The organism is Mycobacterium sp. MOTT36Y, assembly GCF_000262165.1.
In the GTDB taxonomy this organism is placed as follows: Bacteria; Actinomycetota; Actinomycetes; order Mycobacteriales; family Mycobacteriaceae; genus Mycobacterium; species Mycobacterium intracellulare.
The window spans coordinates 4,211,202-4,238,128 of the sequence record NC_017904.1 but is presented as its reverse complement, the minus strand read 5'-3'; the positions used below and the strand labels follow the sequence as shown (position 1 = coordinate 4,238,128).

At 65.9% G+C, this 26,927-nt stretch carries 24 protein-coding genes and 1 other RNA gene; 18 read left to right on the top strand and 7 right to left on the bottom strand.

The features are described from left to right. Positions 1-5: 5 nt before the first annotated feature. Positions 6-437 carry a pyridoxamine 5'-phosphate oxidase family protein gene (locus tag W7S_RS19215; RefSeq protein ID WP_036429418.1) on the bottom strand — a complete coding sequence of 144 codons (432 nt, stop codon included), beginning with the start codon at positions 435-437 and terminating at the stop codon, positions 6-8. A gap of 9 nt (positions 438-446) precedes the next feature. Continuing rightward, positions 447-1,823: an FAD-dependent oxidoreductase gene (locus tag W7S_RS19210; protein WP_014712151.1), complete on the bottom strand. Its 1,377-nt coding sequence runs from the start codon at positions 1,821-1,823 to the stop codon at positions 447-449. A gap of 171 nt (positions 1,824-1,994) precedes the next feature. Here W7S_RS19210 and prfB point away from each other — a divergent pair, with 171 nt between their 5' ends. The 9 genes from prfB to ssrA all read left to right on the top strand — a co-directional run bounded on the left by prfB (position 1,995) and on the right by ssrA (position 8,936). Then, the gene (gene prfB / locus W7S_RS19205; protein ID WP_008259372.1) at positions 1,995-3,107 is read left to right on the top strand and encodes a peptide chain release factor 2; all 1,113 of its coding nucleotides are present in this window, start codon (positions 1,995-1,997) and stop codon (positions 3,105-3,107) included. Beyond that, complete coding sequence (locus W7S_RS19200; RefSeq protein WP_050989392.1) at positions 3,097-4,074, top strand: mechanosensitive ion channel family protein; 978 nt, start codon at positions 3,097-3,099, stop codon at positions 4,072-4,074. The genes prfB and W7S_RS19200 overlap by 11 nt, the downstream gene beginning before the upstream one ends. After that, positions 4,071-4,559 (top strand): hypothetical protein, encoded by a 489-nt coding sequence (locus tag W7S_RS19195; RefSeq protein ID WP_014712149.1) that lies wholly within the window; start codon positions 4,071-4,073, stop codon positions 4,557-4,559. The genes W7S_RS19200 and W7S_RS19195 overlap by 4 nt, the downstream gene beginning before the upstream one ends. Before the next feature lie 43 nt (positions 4,560-4,602). After that, complete coding sequence (gene ftsE / locus W7S_RS19190) at positions 4,603-5,292, top strand: cell division ATP-binding protein FtsE (protein ID WP_008259365.1); 690 nt, start codon at positions 4,603-4,605, stop codon at positions 5,290-5,292. Continuing rightward, entirely contained in the window at positions 5,293-6,186 is an 894-nt protein-coding gene (gene ftsX, locus W7S_RS19185; protein WP_014712148.1) for a permease-like cell division protein FtsX, read from the top strand. A gap of 2 nt (positions 6,187-6,188) precedes the next feature. Beyond that, positions 6,189-6,698 (top strand): SsrA-binding protein SmpB, encoded by a 510-nt coding sequence (smpB, locus tag W7S_RS19180; RefSeq protein WP_009954261.1) that lies wholly within the window; start codon positions 6,189-6,191, stop codon positions 6,696-6,698. After that, a complete protein-coding gene (locus tag W7S_RS19175) occupies positions 6,695-7,537 on the top strand; it encodes a DMT family transporter (protein ID WP_072501403.1) in 843 nt (280 codons plus the stop codon). Before smpB ends, W7S_RS19175 begins: the two co-directional genes overlap by 4 nt. A 19-nt stretch (positions 7,538-7,556) precedes the next feature. Then, positions 7,557-8,402 carry a maleylpyruvate isomerase family mycothiol-dependent enzyme gene (locus tag W7S_RS19170; protein WP_008259357.1) on the top strand — a complete coding sequence of 282 codons (846 nt, stop codon included), beginning with the start codon at positions 7,557-7,559 and terminating at the stop codon, positions 8,400-8,402. Between the two features lie 166 nt (positions 8,403-8,568). After that, positions 8,569-8,936, top strand: a transfer-messenger RNA (tmRNA) gene (gene ssrA, locus W7S_RS26425). A gap of 19 nt (positions 8,937-8,955) precedes the next feature. Here ssrA and W7S_RS19165 read toward each other — a convergent pair. The 3 genes from W7S_RS19165 to W7S_RS19155 all read right to left on the bottom strand — a co-directional run bounded on the left by W7S_RS19165 (position 8,956) and on the right by W7S_RS19155 (position 10,532). Next, positions 8,956-9,441 (bottom strand): hypothetical protein, encoded by a 486-nt coding sequence (locus W7S_RS19165; protein WP_008259355.1) that lies wholly within the window; start codon positions 9,439-9,441, stop codon positions 8,956-8,958. Positions 9,442-9,507: 66 nt separating this feature from the next. Continuing rightward, positions 9,508-9,969, bottom strand: coding sequence for a DUF1942 domain-containing protein (locus tag W7S_RS19160; RefSeq protein ID WP_008259353.1), 462 nt, complete (start codon positions 9,967-9,969; stop codon positions 9,508-9,510). 122 nt (positions 9,970-10,091) lie between these two features. Next, on the bottom strand, positions 10,092-10,532 hold the full coding sequence (locus W7S_RS19155; protein ID WP_008259352.1) for a nitroreductase family deazaflavin-dependent oxidoreductase: 441 nt from the start codon (positions 10,530-10,532) through the stop codon (positions 10,092-10,094). Positions 10,533-10,748: 216 nt separating this feature from the next. Between W7S_RS19155 and W7S_RS19150 the strand changes: the two genes are divergently transcribed. Both W7S_RS19150 and W7S_RS19145 read left to right on the top strand, forming a co-directional pair. Next, positions 10,749-12,950, top strand: a complete 2,202-nt coding sequence (locus W7S_RS19150; protein WP_008259350.1) for an acyltransferase family protein — start codon at positions 10,749-10,751, stop codon at positions 12,948-12,950. A 97-nt stretch (positions 12,951-13,047) separates the two neighbouring features. After that, entirely contained in the window at positions 13,048-16,173 is a 3,126-nt protein-coding gene (locus W7S_RS19145) for a kelch repeat-containing protein (protein WP_014712147.1), read from the top strand. Positions 16,174-16,180: 7 nt separating this feature from the next. On the opposite strand, the gene W7S_RS19140 is transcribed toward W7S_RS19145, so the two are convergent. Next, complete coding sequence (locus W7S_RS19140; protein WP_036429415.1) at positions 16,181-18,718, bottom strand: ATP-binding cassette domain-containing protein; 2,538 nt, start codon at positions 18,716-18,718, stop codon at positions 16,181-16,183. Between the two features lie 46 nt (positions 18,719-18,764). After that, entirely contained in the window at positions 18,765-19,715 is a 951-nt protein-coding gene (locus W7S_RS19135; protein ID WP_008259343.1) for a LysR family transcriptional regulator, read from the bottom strand. Between the two features lie 96 nt (positions 19,716-19,811). On the opposite strand from W7S_RS19135, the gene W7S_RS19130 reads away from it, so the two are divergent. The 7 genes from W7S_RS19130 (at position 19,812) to W7S_RS27205 (ending at position 26,927) form a co-directional block, all read left to right on the top strand. Then, complete coding sequence (locus W7S_RS19130; RefSeq protein WP_008259341.1) at positions 19,812-21,095, top strand: SRPBCC family protein; 1,284 nt, start codon at positions 19,812-19,814, stop codon at positions 21,093-21,095. Next, positions 21,092-21,415 (top strand): hypothetical protein, encoded by a 324-nt coding sequence (locus tag W7S_RS19125; RefSeq protein ID WP_008259339.1) that lies wholly within the window; start codon positions 21,092-21,094, stop codon positions 21,413-21,415. Before W7S_RS19130 ends, W7S_RS19125 begins: the two co-directional genes overlap by 4 nt. Positions 21,416-21,418: 3 nt before the next feature. Continuing rightward, positions 21,419-22,249, top strand: coding sequence for a TauD/TfdA family dioxygenase (locus tag W7S_RS19120; protein ID WP_008259338.1), 831 nt, complete (start codon positions 21,419-21,421; stop codon positions 22,247-22,249). After that, positions 22,246-23,103, top strand: coding sequence for a TIGR03619 family F420-dependent LLM class oxidoreductase (locus W7S_RS19115; RefSeq protein ID WP_008259337.1), 858 nt, complete (start codon positions 22,246-22,248; stop codon positions 23,101-23,103). Before W7S_RS19120 ends, W7S_RS19115 begins: the two co-directional genes overlap by 4 nt. A 54-nt stretch (positions 23,104-23,157) precedes the next feature. Continuing rightward, entirely contained in the window at positions 23,158-24,684 is a 1,527-nt protein-coding gene (locus W7S_RS19110) for an adenylate/guanylate cyclase domain-containing protein (RefSeq protein WP_008259336.1), read from the top strand. Positions 24,685-24,764: 80 nt separating this feature from the next. Then, positions 24,765-25,067: a hypothetical protein gene (locus W7S_RS19105; protein ID WP_020823299.1), complete on the top strand. Its 303-nt coding sequence runs from the start codon at positions 24,765-24,767 to the stop codon at positions 25,065-25,067. Positions 25,068-25,076: 9 nt separating this feature from the next. Further along, a complete protein-coding gene (locus W7S_RS27205) occupies positions 25,077-26,927 on the top strand; it encodes a hypothetical protein (RefSeq protein ID WP_020823298.1) in 1,851 nt (616 codons plus the stop codon).

The following is a 26,927-nucleotide window of genomic DNA, read 5'->3' as shown; positions in this document are numbered from 1 at the left end:
ACCGTTCAGGCGAAGCTCGCGTGCGGGTCCGGCTCCGGCCCGAACCGGAAATGACGACCGGTGACTTCGGTCGGGGTGATCCGCACATAGTGCGGCTTGGGCATGGCCGTCCACGGCAGTAATTGCGCGCGGTCGGCCCTGGCAATGTCCGCGTTGGTTTTCAGCAGCCGAGCGCGACCGCGGACGATGACGCTCCAGCCCTCGACGAGGGTGTGATCGTCCACCTCGAAAACCACCGCGTGGTTCGCCACGGCCGAGAACAGTTTGGTGCCCTCGGCGGTCCGGAACAGCACGGTGCGGTCTTGGGCCACGAAGTTGACCGGAAAGATCTCGGGCTCACCGGCGAAATTGGTGACCAGCCGGCCCAGCGTGACGCTGCCCAACCGATTCCAGCTCTCGTCTTCAGTAAGCACGCTCACCGGTTCGTCGCTCCGCACGATCCCAATCTAGCCGTGGCTGACCCGAAGCAACTTGGCCAAGCTCGGCAGCTTGACGCGGGGGCGCCCGTGCGGCTCGCCGGCCGCCCGCTCGTGGGCGTCGATGAGCTCCCAATGCGCCGAGGTGACCAGTTTGGGCTGGCGCGAGGCCAGCCATTCGGCCAGCTGATCGGCGTGGTCGTGCGGGAAATCCGCCAGGCCGCCACCGTCGGGGCGGGCGACGCTGGCCAGGTCGGCGAGCAGCGTGTCCACCGTGTCCTGGGAGTCCTTCTTGTTGGTGCCGATGACGCCGGTCGGCCCGCGCTTGATCCACCCGACCACGTATTCGTTACGGCTCCCGTCGACCCGGCCCCCGCTATTGGGGATCGTCGCGGTCTTCTCGTCGAACGGCAGCCCCGGCGTGGGCACGCCGCGGTAACCGACCGAGCGCACCACCAGCTGCACCGGCAGCTCCTCGCGCTCGCCGGTGTCGTTCGCGGAGACCCGCCCGTTGGCGTCGGTGACGAGCTCGTTGCGGCCGAGCACAATCCGCTCAACCCGGCCCTCGCCCTTGATCTCGATCGGCGAGGTCATGAAGCGCAACACGATCCGGCGATGCCCCGGGCGCGGGGAGCGCTTCGCGTAATCACGCAGCACGTTGATGTTCTGCTTGGCCGTCTTGCCGGCCGCGGCGGCGTCCTCGTCGCTCACGCCCTCGAGCTGCGCCGGGTCGACGATCACGTCGACGTTCTCCAGCTCGCCCAGCTCGCGAAGTTCGAGCGTGGTGAAGGCGGTCTGCAGCGGCCCGCGCCGGCCGATGACCACCACTTCGTCGACCCCGCACGGCCGCAACGACTCCAGCGCGTGGTCGGCGATGTCGGTCTGGCCCAGCACGTCGGGATCGGTGACCAGGATGCGCGCGACGTCGAGGGCGACGTTGCCGTTGCCGACGACCACGGCGCGCGCGCCCGACAGGTCGGGCGTGGCCTCCTCGAAGTTGGGGTGCGCGTTGTACCAGCCCACGAAATCGACGGCGGCGATGCTGCCCGGCAACTCCTCGCCGGGGATGTTCAGCGCGCGGTCGGACTGGGCCCCGACGGCATAGATGACGGCGTCGTAACGCTCGGCGAGCTCACTGGCTTGCACGTGCTCGCCGACCGAGACGTTGCCGAAGAAACGGAACCGCGGATCTTGGGCCGTCTTCTCGAATTGCTTGCTGATCGACTTGATCTTCGGATGATCGGGCGCGACGCCAGAGCGCACCAGCCCCCACGGGGTGGGGAGCATCTCCAGCATGTCAACGGCGACATCGGTGTCCTGCGACGCGTCGGCCGCCTTCAGCAAGGAGGACGCGGCGAAGAACCCCGACGGTCCGGAGCCGACGATTGCAACGTGGTACGGGCGCATTCTCGACCTTCTATTCGGGCCACGTCAGCGCCGGGGGCTTCCAAAGTAGGCCGGCGCGCAACGCGGGGCGCACATGATCGTGCCTCGACTCTAAACGCATGACCGCTGGTCGTGACCTCAGCACTCGCCGGTGGCCGAGCAGGCTGGCGGCCCCCGGTAACGTTGTCGGCTGTGGAACCCGACCGTCAAGCCGACATCGCCGCCCTCGACTCCACCCTGACCACGGTGGAGCGGGTGCTCGATGTGGACGGTCTGCGCGCCCGCATCGAGAAGCTCGAACACGAGGCGTCCGATCCTCAGTTATGGGACGACCAGACCCGCGCCCAGCGGGTGACCAGCGAGTTGTCCCACGCCCAGGGCGAGCTGCGCCGGATCGAGGAGCTGCGGGGGCGTCTGGACGACCTTCCGGTGCTGTACGAGCTGGCGGCCGAGGAGGGCGAGGGCGCGGCAGAGGCGCTGGCCGAGGCGGACGCCGAGCTGAAGGCGCTGCAGGCCGAGATCGAGGCCACGGAGGTGCGCACCCTGCTCTCGGGCGAGTACGACGAGCGCGAGGCGCTGGTCACGATCCGTTCCGGCGCCGGTGGGGTGGACGCCGCCGACTGGGCCGAGATGCTGATGCGGATGTATATCCGGTGGGCCGAGCAGCACAAGTATCCCGTCGAGCTGTTCGACACCTCCTACGCCGAAGAGGCCGGCATCAAGAGCGCGACGTTCGCCGTGCACGCCCCGTTCGCCTACGGCACGCTGTCGGTGGAGCAGGGCACCCATCGGCTGGTGCGAATCAGCCCGTTCGACAACCAGAGCCGGCGTCAGACCTCGTTCGCCGAAGTCGAGGTGCTGCCTGTGGTGGAGACCACCGATCACATCGACATTCCGGAAGGCGATGTGCGCGTTGACGTTTACCGTTCGAGCGGCCCGGGCGGCCAATCCGTGAACACCACCGACTCCGCGGTACGTTTAACCCACGTCCCAACGGGTATCGTCGTCACTTGCCAGAACGAAAAATCGCAATTGCAGAACAAGATCTCGGCGATGCGAGTGCTTCAGGCAAAGTTGTTGGAGCGCAAGCGATCCGAAGAACGCGCGGAGCTGGACGCGTTAAAAGGCGAAGGCGGCAGTTCGTGGGGTAACCAGATGCGCTCCTACGTGCTGCACCCCTATCAGATGGTCAAGGACCTGCGGACCGAATACGAGGTCGGCAATCCGGCGGCCGTCCTGGATGGAGACATCGACGGATTCCTGGAAGCGGGAATCCGTTGGCGCAACCGAAAAGATGACGAATAACACAAGCATTCTTGCGGCCTCGATGACGCACCGTTGGCACGACTTCTGGCGGGGCGAGATCGGTGAGTGGATCATCACCAGGGGTCTGCGGATCGCCATGGTGCTGATCGCGGCGGTGCTGGCTGCGAGGTTCGTCAACTGGGTGGCACAGCAGGTGACCCGGCAGCTCAACCTCGGTTTCGCCGAAAGCGACGCGCTGGTGCGCTCGGAAGCCTCCAAGCACCGCCAGGCCGTGGCCTCGGTGATCTCCTGGGTATCGGTCGTCATCATCGGCATCTGGGTCATGCTGCAGATCGCCGACGTGCTGCAGTTCTCGGTGGGGGGACTGGTCGCCCCGGCCACCGTGGTCGGCGCCGCCCTGGGTTTCGGCGCCCAGCAGTTGGTGAGAGACCTGCTGTCCGGCTTTTTCATCCTGGTGGAGCGGCAGTACGGCTTCGGGGATCTGGTCACCCTCACCGTCGTTGCCGCCACGGAAGCCAGCGGCACCGTCGAGAACGTGACGTTGCGGGTGACCCGGCTGCGCTCGCCGGATGGCGAGGTGCTGACCATCCCGAACGGGCAGATCGTCAAGGTGGTCAACCTGTCCAAGGATTGGGCGCGCGCGGTGGTGGACATCCCCGTGTCGACCAGCGCCGACCTGAACCGGGTCAACGAGGTCCTGCACCAGGAATGCGACCGCGCGATGGACAACCCCGTGCTGGGGGCATTGCTGCTGGACGCGCCCACCGTGATGGGGGTGGAGAGCATCGAAGTGGACACCGTCACCTTGCGCATGGTGGCCCGCACCCTGCCCGGCAAGCAGTTCGAGGTCGGCCGGCAGCTGCGTGTCCTGGTCATCCGCGCGCTGGCCCGCGTCGGGATCGTGACGGCGGCGGACGCGCGGGTCGAGCTGGTCGACGACGCGTCCGTCCCGGCCACCGAACGGCAAACCGACGATGACGTCCAAGGTGCGGGGCAAAAGCGGTGAAATTCACGCTGAACATCCTCGAGAAGCGCGGCGACGACACGGATGCCGAACATCGCTGGCCTAATTACGTCTTCGGCGGGCGGATGCGCACGTCGACCCTCGTGCTGATCCTCGCCTTTTTCCTGGTGTGGTGGACCTACGACACCTACCGCCCGGCACCGGCGCCCAAGCCCCCGGCCCAACAAGTGGTGCCGCCGGGGTTCGTGCCCGATCCCAACTACACGTGGGTGCCGCGCAGCCGCGTGCAGCAGCCGCCGGCCACCGTCACCTATACGCCGACCCCGACGACCACGCCGCCTCCACCGCCGCCATCCCCGGTGACCACGACCACCACCACCACCACGCCGCCGTTCCAGATGCCGCAGCTGCCGTGCATACTCCCGGCGCCGTTCTGCCCGCCGAGCACGAGCCCGCCCACGCCGACGCCCGAGCAACCGCAGCCGGGCCCCGGTCCGACCCCCACGACGTCGCCCCCGGCCCGTTGACTTCGCCTGCCAGCGAAAATCACCGCTACACTGGCGTGCCGTGATGATCACCCTGGACCACGTCAGCAAGAAGTACAAAAGCGCGGCCCGTCCCGCATTGGAGGACGTCAACGTCAAGATCGACAAGGGTGAATTCGTCTTCCTGATCGGCCCGTCGGGGTCGGGCAAGTCGACGTTCATGCGGCTGCTGCTCGGCGAGGAGAACCCGACCTCCGGCGACATCCGGGTGTCGAAGTTCCACGTCAACAAGCTGCGCGGTCGTCACGTACCGAAGCTGCGCCAGGTGATCGGAACGGTCTTTCAGGACTTTCGCCTGCTGCAGCAGAAGACCGTGTACGAGAACGTCGCCTTCGCGCTGGAAGTGATCGGCAAACGCAGCGACGCGATCAACCGCGTGGTGCCCGACGTGCTGGAAACCGTCGGCCTGTCGGGGAAGGCAAACCGGCTGCCCCACGAGCTGTCCGGCGGCGAGCAGCAACGCGTGGCGATCGCGCGGGCCTACGTCAACCGGCCGCTGGTGCTGCTGGCGGACGAGCCGACGGGCAACCTCGACCCAGATACCAGTAAGGACATCATGGATTTGTTGGAGCGGATCAACCGCACCGGGACGACGGTGTTGATGGCGACGCACGACCATCACATCGTCGACTCGATGCGCCAGCGCGTCGTCGAGCTGTCGTTGGGCAGGCTGGTGCGCGACGAGCAGCGTGGCATCTACGGGATGGACCGCTAAGTGCGCTTCGGCTTCCTGCTCAACGAGGTCCTGACCGGCCTTCGCCGCAACGTCACGATGACGGCCGCGATGATCCTGACGACCGCCATCTCGATCGGGCTGTTCGGCGGCGGCCTGCTGGTGGTACGGCTGGCCGACAACTCCCGGGAGATCTATCTCGACCGCGTCGAGACGCAGGTCTTCCTCACCGACGACATCTCCGCCAACGACGCGACGTGCGCCTCAGCTCCGTGTAAGGCGCTGCGCGAGAAGGTCGATGCGCGACAGGACGTCAAGTCGGTGCGGTTCGTCAACCGGCAGGACGCCTACAACGACGCCATCAAGAAGTTCCCGGAGTTCAAGGACGTCGCGGGCAAGGACTCGTTCCCCGCGTCGTTCATCGTCAAACTCAACAATCCCGAACAGCACGCGGAATTCGACGCAGCAATGCAGGGGCAGCCGGGGGTGCGCAGCATCCTCAACGAGAAGGACCTGATCGACCGGCTGTTCGCGGTGCTGGACGGGTTGCGGGATGCCGCGTTCGCCGTCGCGCTGGTGCAGGCGGTCGGGGCGATCCTGTTGATTGCCAACATGGTGCAGGTCGCGGCCTACACGCGACGCACGGAGATCGGGATCATGCGGCTGGTGGGCGCCAGCCGGTGGTACACCCAGCTGCCCTTCCTGGTGGAGGCGATGCTGGCCGCGTCCATCGGTGTCGCGATCGCGGTCATCGGCCTGATGTTGGTGCGGGCCTTGTTCCTGGACAATGCGCTGAGCCAGTTCTACCAAGCTCACCTGATCGCCAAGGTCGACTACGCCGACATCCTCTATATCTCGCCGTGGCTGTTTCTGCTCGGCGTGTCGATGGCGGCCCTGACGGCGTACGCGACCTTGCGCCTCTATATCCGGCGGTAGCTGTGGCCAAGGGATCCGGCCGGGCCAAGGCGGCGGGCGGCAAAGGTGGCAGCAAACAAGTTGTGGCCACCAATCGCAAAGCGCGGCATAACTATTCGATCATCGAATCGTTCGAGGCCGGGGTCGCGCTGCAAGGCACCGAGGTCAAAAGCCTGCGCGAAGGCCAAGCTTCGTTAGCTGACGCCTTCGCAACGATCGACGACGGCGAAGTGTGGTTGCGCAACTTGTACATTGCGGAGTACCAGCACGGTAGCTGGACCAATCATGACCCCCGGCGCAACCGAAAGTTGTTGTTACATCGGCAACAAATCGACAGGCTGGTCGGCAAGATTCGAGATGGTAACCTCGCCTTGATGCCGCTGTCTCTGTATTTCTCCGAGGGCAAGGTCAAGGTCGAACTGGCTCTTGCGCGCGGCAAAAGGGCTTACGACAAACGCCAGGACATGGCCCAGCGCGACGCACAGCGCGAAGTGGTCCGTGAACTGGGGCGCCGAGCAAAGGGCATGACCTGATCGGGGCCGCGTACGCCCAGCTGTCAGCCGTTACGTACGGTGTCAGCGATTTTGTGGGCGGTGTCGCAGCTCGGCGGGTGGCCGCGCTGCGCGTCATGCTGGTCGCCTATCCGATCGAGACAGTTCTCCTCGGTGTGATGGCCATCTTCGTCGGTGGCCCTATTCATGTCGGGGCCGTTCTGTGGGGGACCCTCTACGGAATCGGCATGGCCTTCGGCATGTGGGCGTTCTTCGCGGCGCTGGGTTCGGGACCGATCTCCGTCGTCTCACCGCTGGCGGCCGTGCTGAACGCCGCGGTACCCGTCGCGGTGGGTATGGCTCTGGGGGAGCGGCCGGGGCAGGCGGCCCTGGTGGGTGTCGTGCTGGCCCTGGGGGCGGTGATGCTGGTCAGCCGCGAGGCCCCCGTCGAGGGGACCCCGTATCGGTTCACCCCAAAAGTGGCCTGGCTCACGGTCGTTGCGGGCTCGGCGATGGGACTGAACCTGGTGTTTCTGCACCAGGCGCCCCACGTCTGCAAGCTCTGGCCGCTGGTCTTCGCCCGGGTGGCGGCCAGCCTGGTGATCTTCGCGATGGCCGCAACCAGCCAGAACCTGAAGATGCCGCGCGGCAAGCCGTTGCGGTTGGCGGTCGCCGTTGCCGTCCTGGACATCTTCGCCAACATCACCATGCTGGCGGCTCTGCACACCTGGCTGCTGTCGCTGGCCAGCATCCTGATCTCGCTGTATCCGGCGGCGACGGTCGTTCTGGCGATGGTCGTGCTGCGGGAGCGGGTGACCCGCTGGCAGGGGATCGGCATGGTGCTCGCCATGGGGTCCGTGGCGATGATCGCGTCAGCCTGACCGGCCTACGATCCTGACCATGGCCGATCGCCCCGTCACCAAACTCGACAAGTCCACCGTCCTCACCGGTCTGTTCGCCGTTTGGGACGACCTCGACGCGCTGTTGGCGGGCCTGTCCGAGGCGCAATGGCGGGCCGCGAGTCCGCTGCCGGGCTGGGACGTCAAGGCCTTGGTGTCGCACATGATCGGCACCGAGTCCTTCCTCGCCGGCATCGCCGCGCCCCAGCCCGACATCGACGTCTCCGCGCTGGAGCACGTGCGAAACGACATCGGAGCGATGAACGAGTGTTGGGTTCGCCATCTGGGCGCCCACGCGGATGCCGATGTGCTGGAAAGCTTCCGGGCGATCACCGACGACCGGCGCGCGGCCCTGACGGCCCTGTCCGACGAGGAGTGGAACGCGGTGACGGCCACTCCCACGGGCCCGGACACCTACGGCCGGTTCATGCGGATCCGGGTGTTCGATTGCTGGATGCACGAGCAAGACATCCGCGTCGCATTGGAGCGGCCGCCCTCCGACGACGAGCTCGCCGGCCCGGCGGCCTCGCTTGCCGTCGACGAGATCGCCGCCACGATGGGCTACGTCGTGGGCAGGCTGGCCAAGGCCCCCGAGGGTTCGCGCGTCCAATTCGAGCTCACCGGCCCGCTGGCCCGCACCATCCGGGTCAGGGTCGACGGTCGGGCCGCCGTCGTCGACAGCTTCGCGGGACAAGAGCCGACGGCGACGATCCGGCTGGACGGGCTGCAGTTCACCAGGCTCGCCGGCGGCCGGCCGATGTGCCCCGCGCGCGCCCAGGACGTCGAACTCGGTGGCGACAAAGACGTGGCCGGCCAGATCGTCGAGCACCTCAACTTTGTGATCTGATCGCTTTTCGTCGCCTTTCGCGACGAACGTCGGGTTGATGCGTTGATCTGGGGGTTTTTCGCGCAACGAGTCGACGCTCGCAGCCCGGCCGGGGAAGATAATCTCGTTGCTGCTGGTTGATAGCCAGGTACCATTGATATTCCTGCCGAAAGTCGGTGGGGTGCGAGGGGCTGAAAGGTTTCGACTTCGCGCATCGAATCAAGGGAAGCGTGCCGGTGCAGGCAACCGACCACCGTAAGCGTCGTTGCAAACAGATAAGCGCCGATTCACATCAGCGCGACTACGCTCTCGCTGCCTAAGCGACAGCTAGTCCGTCAGACCGGGAACGCCCTCGACCCGGAGCCTGGCGTCAGCTAGAGGGATCCACCGATGAGTCCGGTCGCGGGACTTATCGGGACACCAACAGCGACTGGGATCGTCATCTCGGCTTGTTCGCGTGACCGGGAGATCCGAGTAGAGGCATAGCGAACTGCGCACGGAGAAGTCTTGAGGGAATGCCGTAGGACCCGGGTTCGATTCCCGGCAGCTCCACTGAAAGCGAACTGGCCAGAGCTCACAATGTCTGTCCAGTTCTTTTTCGATCACGGTCATCGGGCTGAGTTGTCCGCGCATCCCAAATCCTCTGTGTCTCTTCACTTATCGACCGATGGTGGATTTCCTGGAAGTTCCGTCCACCCCGACGGAATGTGGCGACGACCGCGGTCGGGACATCCTGCTCCAGCACTGGCATGGGCGCCCACTCGCAGGGTCTTGTGTGCACTAGGTCGACCGCTGCAGCGGTTTCGTCGGCGTCGTAGAAGTAAGAACCCGAGATACGGCCCAACCAGAACCACCCGTCGGTGTCGCGGGTCCACACAAACGAGCCCTCGTCAACCTCGGCGAATCGGCCGACCCGACGGACAAGCCGCTCCTGTTCGCCCGAGCGATCCACGTATTGCCCGAAGCCGCACAGCGCGAGCCGTCGAGCCCGATCGATCGTGGCCTGGTGCTCGACGGCATCGTTGCGGGATCGCATCGGCGCGCGGTAGACGGCGACCATCAGGGACACCGTGCCTCGGCGCCGCAGCCGAATGGCTGACGAGCGGTCAACAGCCCGTCTGCGCCGTTAGCTCTTCCAGACGACCTTGTCGACGCCGGCGGCGTCCCGGTAGACGACGCTGTCCGGCGCCGTGCCGCCTCGAACGTCGAAGTAGAGACGCCCGGTCGCCTGGGCGCCCGGCGCGATCGGCTGGTTCGGGAGGCCGTCTACTTCATGCCCTTTCATGACCGCGTAGGTCGAGCTGTTGACGGCACGTGCGTTGAAGTCGGCAATGACCGGAGTCGCGTTACCGCGCACACCTGTGGCCGTGACGTCGGAGTACCAGATGCCGTCGTTGTGGCCGCTGGGCTGCAAGTTGTTCACGGTGTAATTGATGGCTTCTGCGCCGTTTGCACTCGGAATCTCTGCGGATTGGCCAAACGCTACGACTTGCGGATCCGCCAGCGCCGGCGACGCCATCAGAATCCCCGCCGTCGCGATGCCGGCGGCGGCCGCCGTCGTCTTCATGGCAACCTTGGAGAGCATCATGGCAAAACCCCTTCCCTAGGTCCCTGCGGTCAAGAAGCGCTAGCCGCTTGCTCGACATCCCGGGAGGTATCCAGACTCGCCGGTTTCAAACCTGCTCGGGCGAGGTCAGAGGGTGAATCGTTCTAGCCTTTCGGACTCAGGACGACCACCGGGATGGGTCGTGACGTTCGCTTCTGATACTCCACGTAGCGGTTTTGGTTGTTCTTGTTGACGATCTGCCATAGCCGCGGGTAGTCGGGGTCCTCGGGCAGCACCGGTCGCGCGGTGACAGCGAAACGCCTTGGGCCGACGTTGATCTCGACGTCGGGGTTGGCTTTCAGGTTGTGGTACCAGCCGGGGGCTTCGGGCGCGCCGCCCTTGGAGGCGACGACCAGATATTTGTCACCGTCGCGGGCATAGGTCAGCGACGTCGTGCGTCGTTTACCGGTCTTCGCGCCGACGGTATGCAGTAGCAGGCTCGGTATCCACAGCGCGCGGTGACCGATCCAGCCGTTCGTCTTTTGATACACCGCGTCGTGCACTCGCAGCAGCTGCGGAAGCACCTTTTCCTCCACGAAACTCATAGCTGTCAGTCTCGCTCGGCGGCGCCGGTATTTACCAGGGGGTTCCTCGAAGCGGGAGGCAATTCGGACGTATATCCGCACATGGCCTCGGAGATAGCTATAGTCACCTCGGACTGAAGGGGCGGTTGGGGTCAAGGGGGGTCAGACGGTAATTGGCGCAAATATTGACATAGCTGCCCCCGTCGCGATTTCGCATGTATCTACCATTCTCGAGAGTTGCCCTTCACCCAGTTGGTGACGATGGCAGACGTTGAGAGCGTCAGCCCCGTCACGCAAGCGCGGGGCCTACGTCCGCCGAAGCCGGCATTTCGCCAAGACCTCGAAGGCCTGCGTGCCGTCGCGGTGTTGGCCGTCGTGCTCTTTCATGCCGGCGTGCCCGGTGTGGGCGGTGGGTTCACCGGCGTGGACGTGTTCTTCGTCATCTCGGGATTCCTCATCACCGGAATGCTTTACCGCGAGGTAAGCACTGCGGGCACCGTCCGGCTGGGCCGCTTCTACGGGGCGCGAGCCCGCCGGCTGCTGCCGGCATCGGCTGCGGTGGGCGTTGTCACCGCGATCGCCTCGGCGATCCTGTTACCCCCGTTGCAAGCCGAGGGCGTCATCGGTGACGGCATCGCCAGCGCGCTGTACATCGGCAACTACTGGTTCGTCTTCCACGGGATCGACTACCAACTTGCCTACACGCCGCCGTCGCCGTTCCAGCACTACTGGTCACTGGGCGTAGAGGAGCAGTTCTACCTGGTGTGGCCGGCCGTCATCATCGGTACGGCCTGGGCCATCCGGCGGCGGCGTCGGCGCGCCACGGGCGTGTCGTCCGAGCGTCCTTATGTCCTGGCCCTTGCGCTGGTCGCGGTCCTGTCGTTTGCCGCGTCGCTGCTGGCCACTCCGATCGTGCCTTCCGTCGCGTTCTTTTCACTGCCCACCCGGGCGTGGGAGTTGGCCGTGGGCGGCCTGGTGGCCCTGACGACCACCCAGTGGCGCCGGCTCGCGGCGCTGCCTGCGGCGATCGCCGGATGGGCAGGCCTGGCACTGATCCTGCTGGGTTGCACGGTCTTGAGCGTGACCACGCCCTACCCGGGCACGGCCGCCCTGCTGCCCGTGCTCGGCACCGCACTCGTGATCGGCGCTGGCTGCCTCCACCCCACTCGAGGGTGTGGGCACCTTTTGGCGTGGTCGCCGATCGGAGCCATCGGCCGAATTTCGTATTCGTGGTATCTCTGGCACTGGCCCGTGTTGTTGCTCGCGCCGCCGTTGCTGGGCCATCCGCTGGGACTGGTGGGCAGGCTGGCGACGGTCGCGATATCCGGCGGCCTGGCCGTGCTCACCCTGCGCTTCATCGAAAACCCGCTCCGCTTCGCCCCTTTCGTGCGCCGGTCCGCGTTCCGCAGCCTGTTGCTCGGTGGTGGTGCGACCGCGGTGGCGGTATGCGTGGGCGCGGCGTTGCTGGTGGCGATCCCCGCCCCCGTCGGTCACGGTGCCCCGGCGGCGGCGCTGAAAGTCACCGGGCCGATACCACCGGCGGGTGACAGCCTCGACGCGTACGACGCGGCGGTGCAGTACGCGTTTGCGCAAGTGCAGACGATGGTCGCGGTGTCCGCCGACCTCAAGGCGGTTCCGTCGAATCTCGACCCATCGATCGGCGCTGCTTCAGCCGAAAACCCGATCGCCTACTTCAAGGGTTGCTTGCGCAATTTTTTGGAGGCCGATCAGCCCGAGTGCATCAGCGGCGACAGGGCGTCGAAGACCGGCGTCGCCCTGGTCGGTGACTCGACCGCAGCGATGTGGATCCCTGCATTCCAGCAGGTCACCGGGCGGCGGCACTGGCGGCTGGAAGCCCTGACCAAGGGCGGCTGCCCGATGCTGGACCTGCCCATCATCAACCCGTTCCTGCGCCGGGAATTCACCGAGTGCGACAAGTGGCGCGATCTGGTCGTCGCCCGCCTGCGCAACCAGCATCCACAGTTGGTCGTGTTGAGCCTGTGGCGCAAATACGGTGACCGTTACGACTTTCCGGCCGGTGTCACGTCATACGACTCGGCCTGGCTCGGCAGCCTGACCCGACTCGTCCAGCAGCTGCGCGGTACCGGTGCCAAGGTGCTGGTGCTCGGGCCGGCCCCGGATCCGCACGCATTGGTGCCGACCTGCCTGTCCGGTCACCTCGATGACGCGACGGCCTGCGCGCCGCCGAGATCGACGGCGGTGAACGATCCGGGCATCGCCGCCGAGGCGGCGGCCACCAAAGCGGGCGGCGGACAGTACGCCGACCTCACCGAGCTGTTCTGCACCTTGGACCGATGCCCGGTCATCGTCGGCAACACCGTGGTGTTCCACGACGCCAATCATCTGACGTTCGAATACGCCCGGGAACTGGCGCCGGTGATGGGCGCGCTGGCCGATCGCGCGCTGCTCCCCGGCTGAGCTTTGCGACGATCCTCACCGGAACCGTTCAGCCGGTGCGCTCATGTTCGCTACCCTTAACTCGATCATCAGTTGCCTGGGAAGTTGAGGCCACGAAATGGCTGAAAGACCCAAGGCTCGCCCCCGGGCGCCGGGACCGAGCGACATCGTCGCGGAGTTGGCTGCCGCCGGATTCGACAACGCGCGCCAGATCGCTCGAGGCGCCGCCGGAGTGGTGTATCGCTGTCGCGAGACTGCGCTGGGTCGCAACGTCGCCATCAAGGTGTTGCCGACCTTCGGCGACGACGAGAGTCGCGAACGATTTCTCCGCGAGGGCTACGCCATGGGCGGCCTGTCGGGCCATCCGAACATCGTCAACATTCTGCGCGTCGGCGTCACCGCGGGCGGCCGGCCTTACATCGTGATGTCGTACTGCGCCGCCGGTTCCCTGGGCCTGCGGGTGCAGCGAGAGGGGCCGATCGCCTGGCCCGAAGCGATGCGGATCGGTGTGAAATTGTGCGGGGCGCTCGAAACCGCTCACCTGACAGGAACTTTGCACCGCGATATCAAGCCCGCGAACGTTCTCGTCAACGATTACGGCGAACCGCAGCTCACCGATTTCGGGACGGCGCACGTCGCTGGAGGCTATGAAACGGCGTCCGGGTTGTTTTCCGGCACAGTCGATTTCCTCGCGCCCGAGGTCATGACCGGCGATCCGGCGACGGTCGAGACGGATGTTTATTCGCTCGGTGCCACACTCTATGCGCTCATCGCCGGCAACGCCGCATACGAGCGCCGCAGCGGCGAAGACCTCCTCGCGCAGTACACCCGGATCAAAAGCACGCGGGTCCCGGACCTGCGCCCCAATGGGATCCCCGACGCGGTCTGTTCGGCGATCGAAAAAGCGATGCGGTTCGATCCCGCCGAACGGCCGGCGTCAGCGGCGGAGTTCGGCCGCGAATTGCAGGAGAGCCTGCGCCGCAACGGATTAAAGCCCGATTCCATGGCGATTACCGCCGCGGGTGCGGGTTCGGGGCGCATCGCGCGGCCGGTGCCGAGACCGCCGAGGATCGCCAAACCGGGCCCACGGATCGCCGGCCCGGAAAGCGCCACCTCGCTGATGAATGCGCTGGGAGATCGCCCCGCCTCGACGCCACCGCATCCGCCGTCACGGCCGCCCGGTCGCCAACAGCCGGGCCGCGCAGCCGCCATCTCGCGCGGCTCAAACACGTCCGAGCCCACCCAGGTGATCCCCGAACAGACAAGTGTCACCGACGCGATCGCGCCGACGAGTTCTGCCGACCGTGTTCCGGATACGCCGCGCGGATTGGCGACCGGCGCGGTGGCGTGGCCGAAACCGTCGAAAGCGAAGCGAAGCCGCGCCACCGCGGCGCTGATCGCCGTCGCGATCGTGGTGGCCGTGTTGGTGCTGGGCAGCGGCGTCTACGTGCTGCTGACGCACGGCAAGCGGCACCCCCAGGCCGCCGCGAGCCAGCCGAGCCAGGCGTCGGTGAAGTGGCAGCCGATCACGAACGCGCGCATCGCACGCGACGCGGCGGCAACCACCCAGGCCGATGGCACGATCTGGATATTCGGCGGAATCGGCAGCAACCACGCCGTCGTCGCAAACCACGAGGGGTATGACCCCGTCATCGACAGCTGGAAGAGCGGCGACGATCTCCCGGTCCCGGTTCAACAGGCCATGGCCGTGACGTGGCAGGGAAACCCGATCGTGCTCGGCGGCTGGCGCGCCGCGGGCGCGCAAAAGGTTGCCAGCGACCAGGTTTGGCGCGTGGTCAACAGCCACTGGGTGGAGCTGCCCCACCTGTTGCAGCCCCGCGCGGCAGCGGCGGCGGCCGTGGTGGGCGACCGCATCATCGTCACCGGCGGCGTCGACGCCAACGGAGCGCTGCTGAACTCCACCGAGATCTTCGACGGCAACGCCTGGACCCTCGGCACCCCCATCCCGACCCCGCGACAGATGCTGGCTGCGGCCTCGGACGGGAAACTGGTGTACACGGTCGGCGGGACCAACGGGAACGCCGACCTGGTAGCGGTCGAGGCGTACGACCCGGCCGCGAAAACCTGGATGAAATTGCCCGACCTTCCCCACCCTCGCAGTGACCTTGGCGTGGCGATCGCGGACCGGCGCCTGGTCGCCGCCGGGGGTCAGTCGGCGGGGCAAGTCCTCAAGAGCGTGGCGGTGTTCGATCTGTCGACGAAGACGTGGGATGGCTTGCCGGACATGGGGACTGCGCGCCACGGCATGGCGGTCGATGCGGTGGGGAAGTCCATCTACGCCGTCGGGGGGTCGACGGCCGTCGGTGACGACCAGGTGACCGCGACGGCCGAGGCGTTGCAACTGCCGCCACGCCTGGCCCAGCCGGAAGCGCAGTGGCGTTCGCTACCGGACGCGCCGACACCCCGGCTGATGACGGCGTGGACCGTGCTGGGCGACAAGATCTGGATCATGGGCGGACTGCGCGACGGAGTCGCACTCCAGACGGTCGAGAGTTACGACCCGCGCACCGGCGCCTGGCAAGCCCAACCCCCGCTGCCCGTCCCGCTCCACCACGCCGCCGCGGCCACGTATCGCAACGAGGTGGTGGTCCTCGGCGGCGCCAGCGGCGACCTCACGCAGGCGTCCACCAAGGTGTTCGCGTTGCGCGGCGGCAATTGGGTGGAGCTGGCCGGCCTCAGCCACGCGCGGGCGGCACCGGCGGCCGCGGTGGTCGGTGACAAGCTCGTCGTCGCCGGCGGACAGAACGCCAAGCAGCTCGTCGGCCAGACCGAGGTCTTCGACGGCAGCTCGTGGCGCGACGCGGCCAACATGCCCACCCCGCGCGAGCACTTGGCCGCGGCGTCCGACGGCACCTACATGTACGCGGTCGGCGGGAGGTTCTTGTCCGCCGACAAGAACTCCGCGGCGTTCGAACGGTTCGATCCCCAAGCAGGGACCTGGACCAAGTTGGTCGACATGCCAACTCCGCGTGGAAGTTACGGCGCCGCGTTCATCGATGGCCGAATCGTGGCGGTCGGTGGTGAGGAACCAACCCAGGTGTTGGGAGTGGCGGAAATGTACGACATCGCCAATGCGAAGTGGTCCACGCTGCCCCCGCTGCCGACGCCGCGTCACGCTGAGGCGGTCGCGGCGCTGGGCAACACCGTGTACTGCATTGGCGGTGCAAACCGGCCCACCCATGAGGGCCCCGTCGCGACGGTCGAGGCTTTGGACTTCGTCTAGCGACGGATCAATGGCGCTTGAGCCGGCTGCGCCACCCCACGATTCCCGCGTACACGACCGTCAGCAACACCAGCATGCCGACGTCGAACAGCCATGTCCCCGCCGTGTGTTTGAAGTGGCGGTCTTTCGGGGCGAGCGGCCCGGGCTCGATCGTCCACAAGTCGACCGTCGAAGCCTGCGCCGCATACCCCCAACGGGAGGGGACCGCCCAGGACATCTGATCCAGCCCGATCCGGTCGGTGACCGGGACCATCCCACCGCAGAGCACCAGCTGCAACATGAGCGACACCACCAGGAGCGGCATGATCTGCTCGTTCGAGCGCGCCAGCGAGGACAGGACCAGGCCGATCATCGCCGCGGCCACGCACATGGCGGCGGTGGCGACGTACAGCTCGAGTGTGGCGCTGCCAAGGAGCAGGGCCGGCCGGGTCGGCGCGCCTTTCCCCAGAATGGTGATGGTGGTCGCGATCGTCGACTGGACGATGGCGAACACGAAGAAGACCGCCATCTTCGCGAGCAGATAGGCCTTGGTCGACAGGCCGACCGCCTGTTCGCGGCGAAAGATCGGGCGCTCGCCGATGAGATCGCGGATCGTCAGCGCGGTGCCCATGAAGACGGCGGCCATAGTCAGCAACATCAACACCGATCCGGGCTCGTCGGACCCGTCGCCGTTCGGATCGGCCACGCGGAATCCCGTCGAGCCGGGAACGGTCAGCGCCAGCGCGCCCATCACGAACGGCAACAGCGCCAGGAAGATGAAGTAGGCGCGATCGGCGACGATCAGCCGGACCTGGCGGCGGGCGATCGTCGAGAATTGACGCCAGGTGCTGGAGCGCGCCGGAGCGCCGAGATCGGCCGGCTTGTCCGCGTCGGATACAGGAGGCGGCGGTTTGGCTTGGGCCAGGAATCGACGGTTGGCTTCGTCGGGGTCCGCGCCCACCATTCCAAAGATCTTGGCCCAGTTGGTGGTTCCCATGGTCGCTTCGATGTCGCCGGGTGGGCCGCAGTAGGCGGTCTTGCCGCCCGGCGCCATCAGCAACACCTGGTCGCACAGATCGAGGTAGCTCAGCGAGTGCGTCACCACCAGCACGACGCGGCCGGCGTCGGCCAGCTGCCGAAGCATCGTCATGACCTGCAGGTCCAATGCGGGGTCCAGGCCCGACGTGGGCTCGTCGAGGATCAGCAGCGACGGCCCGGTGAGCAGTTCCAGGGCCACCGAGGCGCGCTTGCGCTGCCCGCCGGACAGCTTGTCGACTCGCGTGTCGGCGTGCTTGGTCAAGCCGAGTTCCTCGATGACCTGCGCGACGACCTGCGCGCGGTCGGACTTGCTGGTGTCGGTCGGCAGCCGCAACTCGGCCGCGTAGTTCAGCGCCTGGGTCACCGTGAGCTGGCGGTGCACGACGTCGTCCTGGGGCACCATCCCGATCCGGCTGCGCAACGACGCGAACTGGGCGTGGATGTCGTGGCCCTCGAAGGTGATCGAGCCCGAGGTCGGACAGGTGGCGCCGGCGATCAGCCGGGACAACGTGCTCTTGCCCGCTCCCGACCCACCGATGAGCGCGGTCAGCGTCCCGGGCCGCGCCGTCAGGGACACCTTTTGGATCAGGCGCTTGTTGTCGACGTGAAAGTCGACCTCCCGCACTTCCAGCCCGCCGGTGCGGGTGGCGGCTTCGGCGCGGCGCAGCAGGATTTCACCGTTGAAAACCAGGTCGACGTTGCCGATCGTGACCACGTCACCGTCGGTGAGCGGTGCCGACAAGATGCGGGTGCCGTTGACGAAAGTCCCGTTGATGCTTTGCGCGTCGTGGATCTCCATGCCGGTGGGGCCCGGCACCAAGTAGGCATGATGGCGCGACGCCAAGACGTCCGAGATGACGATGTCGCTGTCTTCCGCGCGGCCGATGACCGCCGCCCCCGCGGGGGGCGCGCCGAGCCTCGAACGTGACCGCTGCACGGCGCGCCGCAGGTTGGCGCTGTCGAAGCCCGAGGCTTCAAGGGTCTGTGCCCCGATCTCGGTGAGCGGCTGGAGCCCCGCCGGCTGCGGCGCCGGGTGGGGAGCGCGCGGGGGCTGGCCGGCGGGCGGGTAGCGCGGCGGGGCGGGTTGCGGTCGCGCGATGCGGGGCGGCGGGACGCCGGGCCGCCGTGGCGGTTCCGGACGGGCGGTCTTCGGGGCGCCCGGCGGCGCGATCACCGGCACCGCCTCCAGGGTGGGCGGTAGTTGGCCCACCGCCCCGTCGTGCCGGCCGATCCCAAAGCTCAGACGCGGCCCGTCGGGCCGGGCGAGGTTGAGGCTCTGGCGATCGTGGATGTCGACGGCCCGTACCCGGTGACCATTGACGAAAACGCCGGAGGGCGAACCGTTGTCGATCGCGATCCATTTGGCCCCGTCGAAGCGCAGCAGGAGGTGGGCGCGGGCGATCAGCGGATGGGCGACGCGCATGTCGGCGCGGAGGTCACTCCCGACCACGATGTCGTGGCCCGGCGCGAAACTGCGCTGTGACCACTCCGATTGAACCGTCAGCACGGGCGGTGCAGGCCTACTCATCACCTAAGTATTGGACTCGCCGCCAGCAAACGCTCACTTTTTCGCTTTATAGGTGCAGACGGCCGGTTTTGCCGCCTGCGCTTCGCGCGGTGTTCTCGGTGATGATGTCGCACGCCGTCTCGTAGAACGCGCTGATCAACGTGGAGAACGAGAGCTGGAAGGGATGGATCATGTAGACGTCAAGCTGCTCGAGGCGCCATTCGGGCAGCACCGGCACGATGCTGCCGTCCCGCAACTCGGAGGTGACGATGATCTGGCTCGGCATCGCACCGACACCGAGCCCGTTGAGGATGTACTGCTTGCACACCTGAAAATTGTTGGCTCGCGCCCGAACCATCGGCGAGAGCTCATGGCGCCGCTTGTTCTTGGCGACGGTGAGCCTGCGCGGTCCCTCGCTGACTCCGCAGTCGATGAACGGCACGGTATCCAATTGGGTGGGAGCGGTGATGGGTTCGGGTAGTTCCCGTATGAACTCCGGTGATGCACAAAGGAACAGTTCGAGGCTGAAGACCTTGCGCGCGATCAGCGTCGAGTCCTGCAGCGGCCCCGTCCCGAAAACCACGTCGAACCCGTCGTGGACGGGATGAACGACGTTGTCCACCAAGCGGATATCCAGCCGCGACTGGGGATATTGCTTCAGGAATTTGGCGCCGACTCGCGATGCGTAGTCGATGCCGACAAAGACCGGGATGGCAACGCGCAACTCACCCTGCGGCTCGAGCTTGCTGCCTTCCACCAGCGCCCGCACCCCGTTGGCCTCGGCCAAGATGTTCACGCCGTGGCTGTAGATCTTCTCGCCAAGGTCGGTGACGGTGAGCTGGTGCGTGTTCTTGCGCAGCAGCTTGATCCCGAGGTCCGCCTCGAGCTTGCTGAGCTTGCGGCTGACGGTGGACTTGGGCATGCCCAGCAGCGCGGCCGCCTTCGACAGGCTGCGGCACTCGACCACCTTGCCAAATACGAGCAAGGCATCGAGGTCGAACGGCAGGTTCTGCTCCACGTGGTGTTCCAAAATTGCAACAGGGTGTTGCAATTGAAGGCCTATTTGCGCATTTGGTCAAGTGCTACCTTCGGCCGAGAGGCGGAGGAGGGCCCGATGAGTCAGGACGTCTTGGTGACGAAGCCGTCGAGCGGGCACTGGACGGATGCCTATCCCGAATTGGGCCGTGGCCCAGTGTCACTCGAGGACTGTGTCTCAGAAGAGTTCTACGAGAAGGAACGCGAGCACGTCTTCAAAAAAACCTGGCTCTACGTCGGACGGGTTGAGCGGGTGCCGAAGTCGGGAAGCTACTTCACCCGCGAGCTGAGATTCCTCGACACGTCGATCATCATCGTTCGCGGCAAGGACGACGTGATCCGCGCCTTCCACAACATCTGTCCGCACCGCGGCAACAAGATGCTGTGGGAAGACGACCCGTTCGAAGAGGTGCAAGGTCGCGCCCCGGTGCTGTACTGCCGATTCCACGGCTGGCGCTACAAGCTCGACGGTTCGCTGCACGCGGCCACCCGCAAGGATCTGCTGCTCGACTTCGACGCCGAGAGCTGTCGGGTGCCGGCGATCCAATGCGAGGTGTGGGAGGGGTTCATCTTCGTCAACCTCGACCCGCACAACACCGAGCCGCTGCGGTCCTACCTCGGCGAGCTGGCCCACGGCATCGAAGGGTATCCGTTTGCGGGGCCACACCAGGTGTATCGGTTCAAAGTCGAATTGCAGTGCAACTGGAAGATTTTCGTCGACGGATTCGCCGAAAGTTACCACGGGCCGTATCTGCACGCGTCCTCGTTCGGCGCCCTCACCGCGGAGGCGCGAGACGCCTTCGACCAGCCGAACCCGTTCACCGACGCGCTGGCCTACCGGCTCAAGGGTCCGCACCGGATGTTTTCCTTCGCCGGCGAGCCGTCGCAGAAGACGCCGTACTCCAAGCCCATTGAATGCGTGATGGAGGCGAGCGCGGCCGGGCCGTGGAACAAGCGGACCGATCGCGGCCCGATGCCGCCTGGGCTCAATCCGACTCGTTCTGAGAAGTACGGCTTCGATTCGTTCCAGTTCTTCCCCAACTTCGTGCTGATCTTCGGTTCGTCCGGTTTCAGTACGCACACGCACTGGCCGACGGGCCCGCACTCGCACATCTTCGAAGTCGAGATGTTCTACCAGCCGCCCAAGACGCACAAAGAACGGCTGGGCCAAGAGCTCACCGTTACCTTCCTCAACGACATCATCCTGGAAGACGCGAGCCCGTCGGAAGGGTTGCAGGCGATGCTGAACAGCGGTGCGCTCACGCATTTCACGATGAATGACGAGGAGATCCTGCTGCGTCACCTGCACAAGGTGGTGGGCGATTATGTGGCGGCCGGCGAGAAGGCGAAGGCCGGCCGATGAATGCCCTTTTGCCGCACGAGTTCTCGCAACTTGAGCACCTGGTGCCCGAATGGGCCATCGAGGATGGGCACGAGCGCTACGTGAAGCGTGTGAACAGCTCCATGGCCGAGATCCAGGCGTTCTACGACGAGGTTTTTCCGCACGCCGAGGAGGCGGTCGCCTACATCGACAAGTTCGACTATTCCGAGCCGCTGCCCGAGGACGTCGCGAACCTGCGCAATCTGCTCTACTCGCTGATCACGGTCTCGTTGGCGGTGGAGTTGTGGAGACAGCCGCGGGTAAAGCATTCGGCGAAGACCATTCTCACGAGATTGAGCTGACGCATGGGACTGTCCACCACACGACTCGACGTCATCGACTGCACGCCGTTGATCGGCAGCGAGATCAAGACCGATTTCGACACGCTGCTCAGTGGTCGCGAAGCCGAGGCGATCCGCGCGATCCTCGAGCAGCGCGGGGTGGTCTTCTTTCGCGGACTGCAGATCAGCGACGAACAGCAGGTCACCATCGCGAAAACCCTTGGCAGCATTGTGCAGAACGAGGGTGAGGGCGGGATCTACAAGATCTCGCTCGACACGAACGTCAATCAGCGCGCCGAGTACCTGAAAGGCTCGCTGTTCTGGCATTTCGACGGCTCGCTGCAGCCCTATCCGAATCTGGCCACGCTGTTGCGCGCCATGAAATTGTCCGACTCCGGCGGTCAGACCGAGTTCTGCAACACCTACGCGGCCTACGAGGAGCTGCCGGAGGCCGACAAGGCGGCGATCGCCGGCCTTCGGGTGGTGCACAGCGCGGAGCGCTCGCAGTACTACGTGCGACCCGAGATGAGCTACGAGGAGATCGCGTTCTGGCAGAAATCGCCTACGAAATCGTGTCCCATGGTGTGGACTCACCGATCGGGGCGCAAGTCGTTGTTGCTCGGTGCGACGGCGGATTACGTGGTCGACCTGCCGGTGGAAGAAAGCCGCGCATTGCTTGCGCGCCTTCGTGACTGGGCGACTCAACCGCGCTACGTCTACCGCCACGAGTGGCAGCTGGGCGACCTGCTCATATGGGACAACACCGGGACCATGCACCGGGCGCTGCCGTATGCCGCTGACAGCGGCCGGCTCATGCACCGCACGGTCCTTGCCGGTGAAGAGCCGCTGGATTGAAACTCGGCATCGCGACACCCGTCGTCACGAACGTCGCCGGCGCGGCGTTGACGTGGGAGAAGACGGCCACCATCGGAGACATCGGTCGCGTCGCCGAGACGGCGGACGGTCTTGGCTATCACCACCTCACCTGCAGCGAGCACATCGGCATTCCGTCGACCGAGGCCGCCCGCCGCGGCTCCCGGTACTGGGACCCGCTGGCCACGCTCGGCTACGTGTCGGCGCGCACCAGCCGGATTCGGCTCGTCACGATGACCCTGGTGCTTGGCTATCACCACCCGCTCGCGATCGTAAAGCGTTATGGCACATTGGATCACGTCAGCGGCGGCCGGGTGATCCTGGGCGTCGGCGTCGGGAGCCTCAGGGAGGAATTCGACCTGCTGGGCGCGCCGTTCGACGACCGCGGTGCTCGTGCCGACGACGCCCTGAAGGCGCTGCGGGCGGCCTTGCCCACCAACGAGCCGGTGTATGACGGCGAGTACTACTCGTTCGGTGGGCTCACCATCGATCCCTGTGCGCTGCAGCCACATATGCCGATCTGGGTCGGCGGGCGCACCAAGCGGTCGTTGCGCCGTGCGCTCACGCTCGCCGACGGCTGGTGTCCGTACTACGTGTCCATCGCCACCGCCGCCGAGTGGCTGCGGGCGCGAGAGCTGCCGGACGGCTTCGAGGTCGTCTTGCCCGCCGACCAGCCACTGGACCCGGTGGGTGAACCGGCGAAAACCGAAGACGCGCTGCACACCATCGCCGCCGCCGGGACCACCACGTTGTCGGCCAGGTTCATCCACCATTCGCTCGAGCACTACCTCGAACAGATTCACGCGCTGGCAGAGTTGCACGGCAAAACGTTCTGACCGGGCAGCATCAGAACGGCCGCACCGCAGATCGCGGGAGTCTAATCTCCTCGCATGGACCGCATCTGGCAGTGGGCGTGGGATCGGTACGGGGCGAGGTACACCTGGGCGGGCGGCGTGATCGCATTCGTCATCTCGGTGCCGATCTACCTCACCCTTGTCTCGTATCCGATCGTCGTGTTCGAAAGGTCCGATCGCTACGTTGCAGCGACGGCAGCCACCGTGGTGGCCGCGCTTCTGCTCGCATGCATCATGGTTCTACCGGATCACCGATGGGCACGGCTCGCGGAGCAGTGGGCAGCGGGTCGTCGCGAGGTCGATCGAGCGGCCGCCCTGGAGGGCACCTATATCTTTTCCCGCAGGGCGACTTCCCGCACGATGTGGGCCGCCGCTGTCTGGGCTGCCGCGTTGTCGGTCGTCGTCGGTGTGATCGCCGGAGCGAGTTGGTTGCGGCTACTCCAATACGGGAGCGTGGCTGCGACCATTGCATTAGCGGTCCAGTTGGTCGCGCTTCACAACAGCATCGAGGCGGCATGGCGGCCCGCCAGGGTCGCCCTCGCCAATGACACTGGGGTCGGTGACTCACTGCCGCGCTCTCGCCCGACTTTCGCCGCGCGATCGAACGTGTCCATGGTCGCTGTCGCGTTTGCCTATGCTGTCGGCGGCGCGTTGCTTGCCGCAGCGTCGAATCGAATCAGTGATGCTCCCATCGTTTCCCTCGTGATCGGCGGCGCGTTAGCCCTTGTATTCGCCATACCGGTCTCCGTCGGCCTTGGATTCTCGAGGTCTTTGCAACCCATCCGCGACCTCGCCGAGGGCGCCGAACGCGTTGCGGCAGGCGACTATAGCCAGCGCCTACCCGTCGTCCAGGACGACGACCTCGGCGCCCCGGCCGCGTCGTTCAACCGCATGCAGGCGGGTTTGGCTGAGCGGCAACGACTTCAGGGCGCTTTCGGCACCTACGTCGACCCGGCGCTGGCGGCGCGGCTGCTCGAACAGGGTGACGACGTGTTTACCGGTGAGCGCCGCGAGGTGACCGTGATGTTCATCGACATTCGCGATTTCACCCCGTTCGCCGAAGCCAATACCGCCGAGGATACCGTCGCCCGGCTCAACTCGCTGTTCGCGATCGTCGTGCCCGCCGTCGTTCAGGCCGGTGGGCACGTCAACAAGTTCCTTGGCGACGGAGCCCTCGCCGTCTTCGGCGCACCGAACGACCTTGCGGCACATGCCAATGCCGCGGTGCATGTCGCTGTCGGGATCCAGCGGCTCGTTTCGGAGCGCTTCGACGGAGCACTGCGGATCGGCATCGGGATCAACACCGGGGTGGTAATTGCCGGCACCATCGGCGGGGGAGGCAAGCTCGAATTCACGCTGATCGGTGACACCGTCAACGTAGCCGCGCGCGTCGAGCAGCTAACCAAGACGACGGGCGACGCGATCCTGCTCACCGAGTCGTGCGTCGATGCGCTGGCTTCTCGACCTGTCGGCCTCGTCGATCGGGGGCCCCATGCCCTCAAGGGCAAATCCGCAGCGGTGCAGGTCTTCACGCTGGAAGAAAGCAGCTGGTCAGCGCCTTGACCCGCAAGAGGTGAAGTGCGCGGTCCTACGCAGCAAATTAAGATTCGGAGCGCAATCCCGGCGAGCCGTAGGAGACATTCGTGGCAAATGGATTGAAGGTCGATCCCGCCGCACTGCACGTCGGCAGCAACGACATGTTCAACGCGATCGGCGAGGCCGCGTTGGATTTCTTCAGTCATGAGGACGGCCTGGCGGCGGCCGCGCCCGGCTGGATCGGATCCTCGGAGCTGGCGCTGGGTGAGCTCGCGGCGCGCTGGCAGGCCCGCCACGACCACCACCAGCTGCAGGTGGACGGCCTGGGGTCGCACGTCGCCGAGGCGATGCTCGGCTACCTCACCAACGAGGACGAGTCGGCGCGAGCTTTTCGGTCGGTGCGGGAGTAGGGGTCACGGGTGGGGCAGCTGACCCCCAATGACGTCAAGCGTTGGGATCTCGGCGCGATCCAGAAGGTGTTCGAGACCGCGAACGGACGCGCCAACACCTTGCAGCAGTTGGGGGAGAACCTCCAGCAGGTGCATAACGTTCTCAGCGGCTGGCAGGGAGAAGCCGGAGAGGCGTTTCGCGCTGACCTCGGTAAGGCTCGACGTGACATCGAGGCCGACGGTCAGGAGTCCCGGCAGGTAGCCGCGGCGGTGGCACGCGCCGAGGGCGATGTGCGCGCATGCAAGCGCGACCTCGAGGACATCGAGCGGGCCGCTGAGGCCAATGGCTGGACCATCACGCCGGACTGGCGAATTGACGTTGGCGACACGTGGATTGGGCGCGATCCCATAGAATTTGCCGCCCAGCAGCAGCTGCTGCAGGATCAGCTCATTGCGTTGAACGTGCATGCCCACAGCGCCGACCACGAGCTTGCCACCGCCGTCCGCTTTGCCGTGGGCGAAGTCCCGCTGGATACCGGCGGTCATGCACCAAGTGGTGGCGCACCGCCGCAAGGTCCGCCCAATCCGGCAGCAGGGCGCAAGCCACGGACGTGGCAAGACATGTTGTTGCCCGATGGCCCGGCAGACGCTGGGCCGGACGGTGCCTCGCCGAAGGGCCCGCCTGTTCCCGCCGGCGCCGTTGGCAAGCCCCTGTCGCTGCAAGACATGCTGTTGCCGGCTGGACCTGCCGGACCCGGGCGCGGCGGTGTCCCGCCGCCGCGGCTGAACCCAGCAGATGTCGAGAGCTTCAAGTCGATGGCGCGCCAGACCATGACTCGCGACGGTGTGCCGCCGAATCAGATCGAGGCGCGGCTGAATGACGTTGTGAGCCAGACACAGCAGTGGATCGACAACGGGATGCCCAACTACGTTCCACCCGAGCCGAAGGCCCCGCCGCCACCGGGATTCTCCGAAGGATTTAGTGACCGTTGGTTCGCTACCGAGCAGGGGATCAAAAACCTTTTCGGGCAGGGAGGCCCCGGAGCTCCAAGTGTGCTCAAGTCATGGGAGCAGATGCTCAAAGGCACCGCCGAAACGGCCCTGAACCCCGTGGGCACTGGACTCACGGAAATCAAGAGCGCAATAGACTCCCCAAGCCTCGCTTACTATTTGGGCGGCAAGACCTCCGACGCCGCCACCACGCTGCCCACGATGCTCTTCGGTGGCGAAGGAGCGGCCGTCGTACGTGCGGGGGAATTGGCCGACCTCGACGCCGCCGCCACTGTCCCACACGACTTCGTCGGCAGCCATCCGCCGATAGGTGCTGGCGATCACCTTCCCGCCGCAATTGGTGAGCACCACGATCCCTTTGTGGCCGACCATTCCATCCTGGACGGTAACCATGGTGATGGCCCTTACCCAATGGACAGTGCGGGTCACTATCTGCCCGGAAGTCTGCCGTCGTACGAACAGCTTCTAGAAATCACGACCACACAGCCAAATACCGCATATTACTGGTCGGGCAGAACTGCCGACGGGATCGGAGTTGGTCCCGATGGCTCAGGGGTAGCGGAACTGATCGCTCATGGAACTGGGGGCAGGACGTTAGAAATGACGCTTGCGGACAACGGGATTGATCCGCTCCCAGTCTGGAATCGCCATGATCCGGTATCGGTACAGTTCTGGGACGATGCTTCGACGGCATACGCGGAAAACGCGCAAGGAGAAGTTACCGCAATCATTGGTTCCAACTTGCGCCCAGGCAACGTCTGGCAAAATATTGAGATACCTCGACTGATGGAAAACCTTAATATAAGCCGCATTGTGCAGATCGATCCAGACACAGGGGAAGCAGTAACGATTTTTGAGAGGCATGGGTGA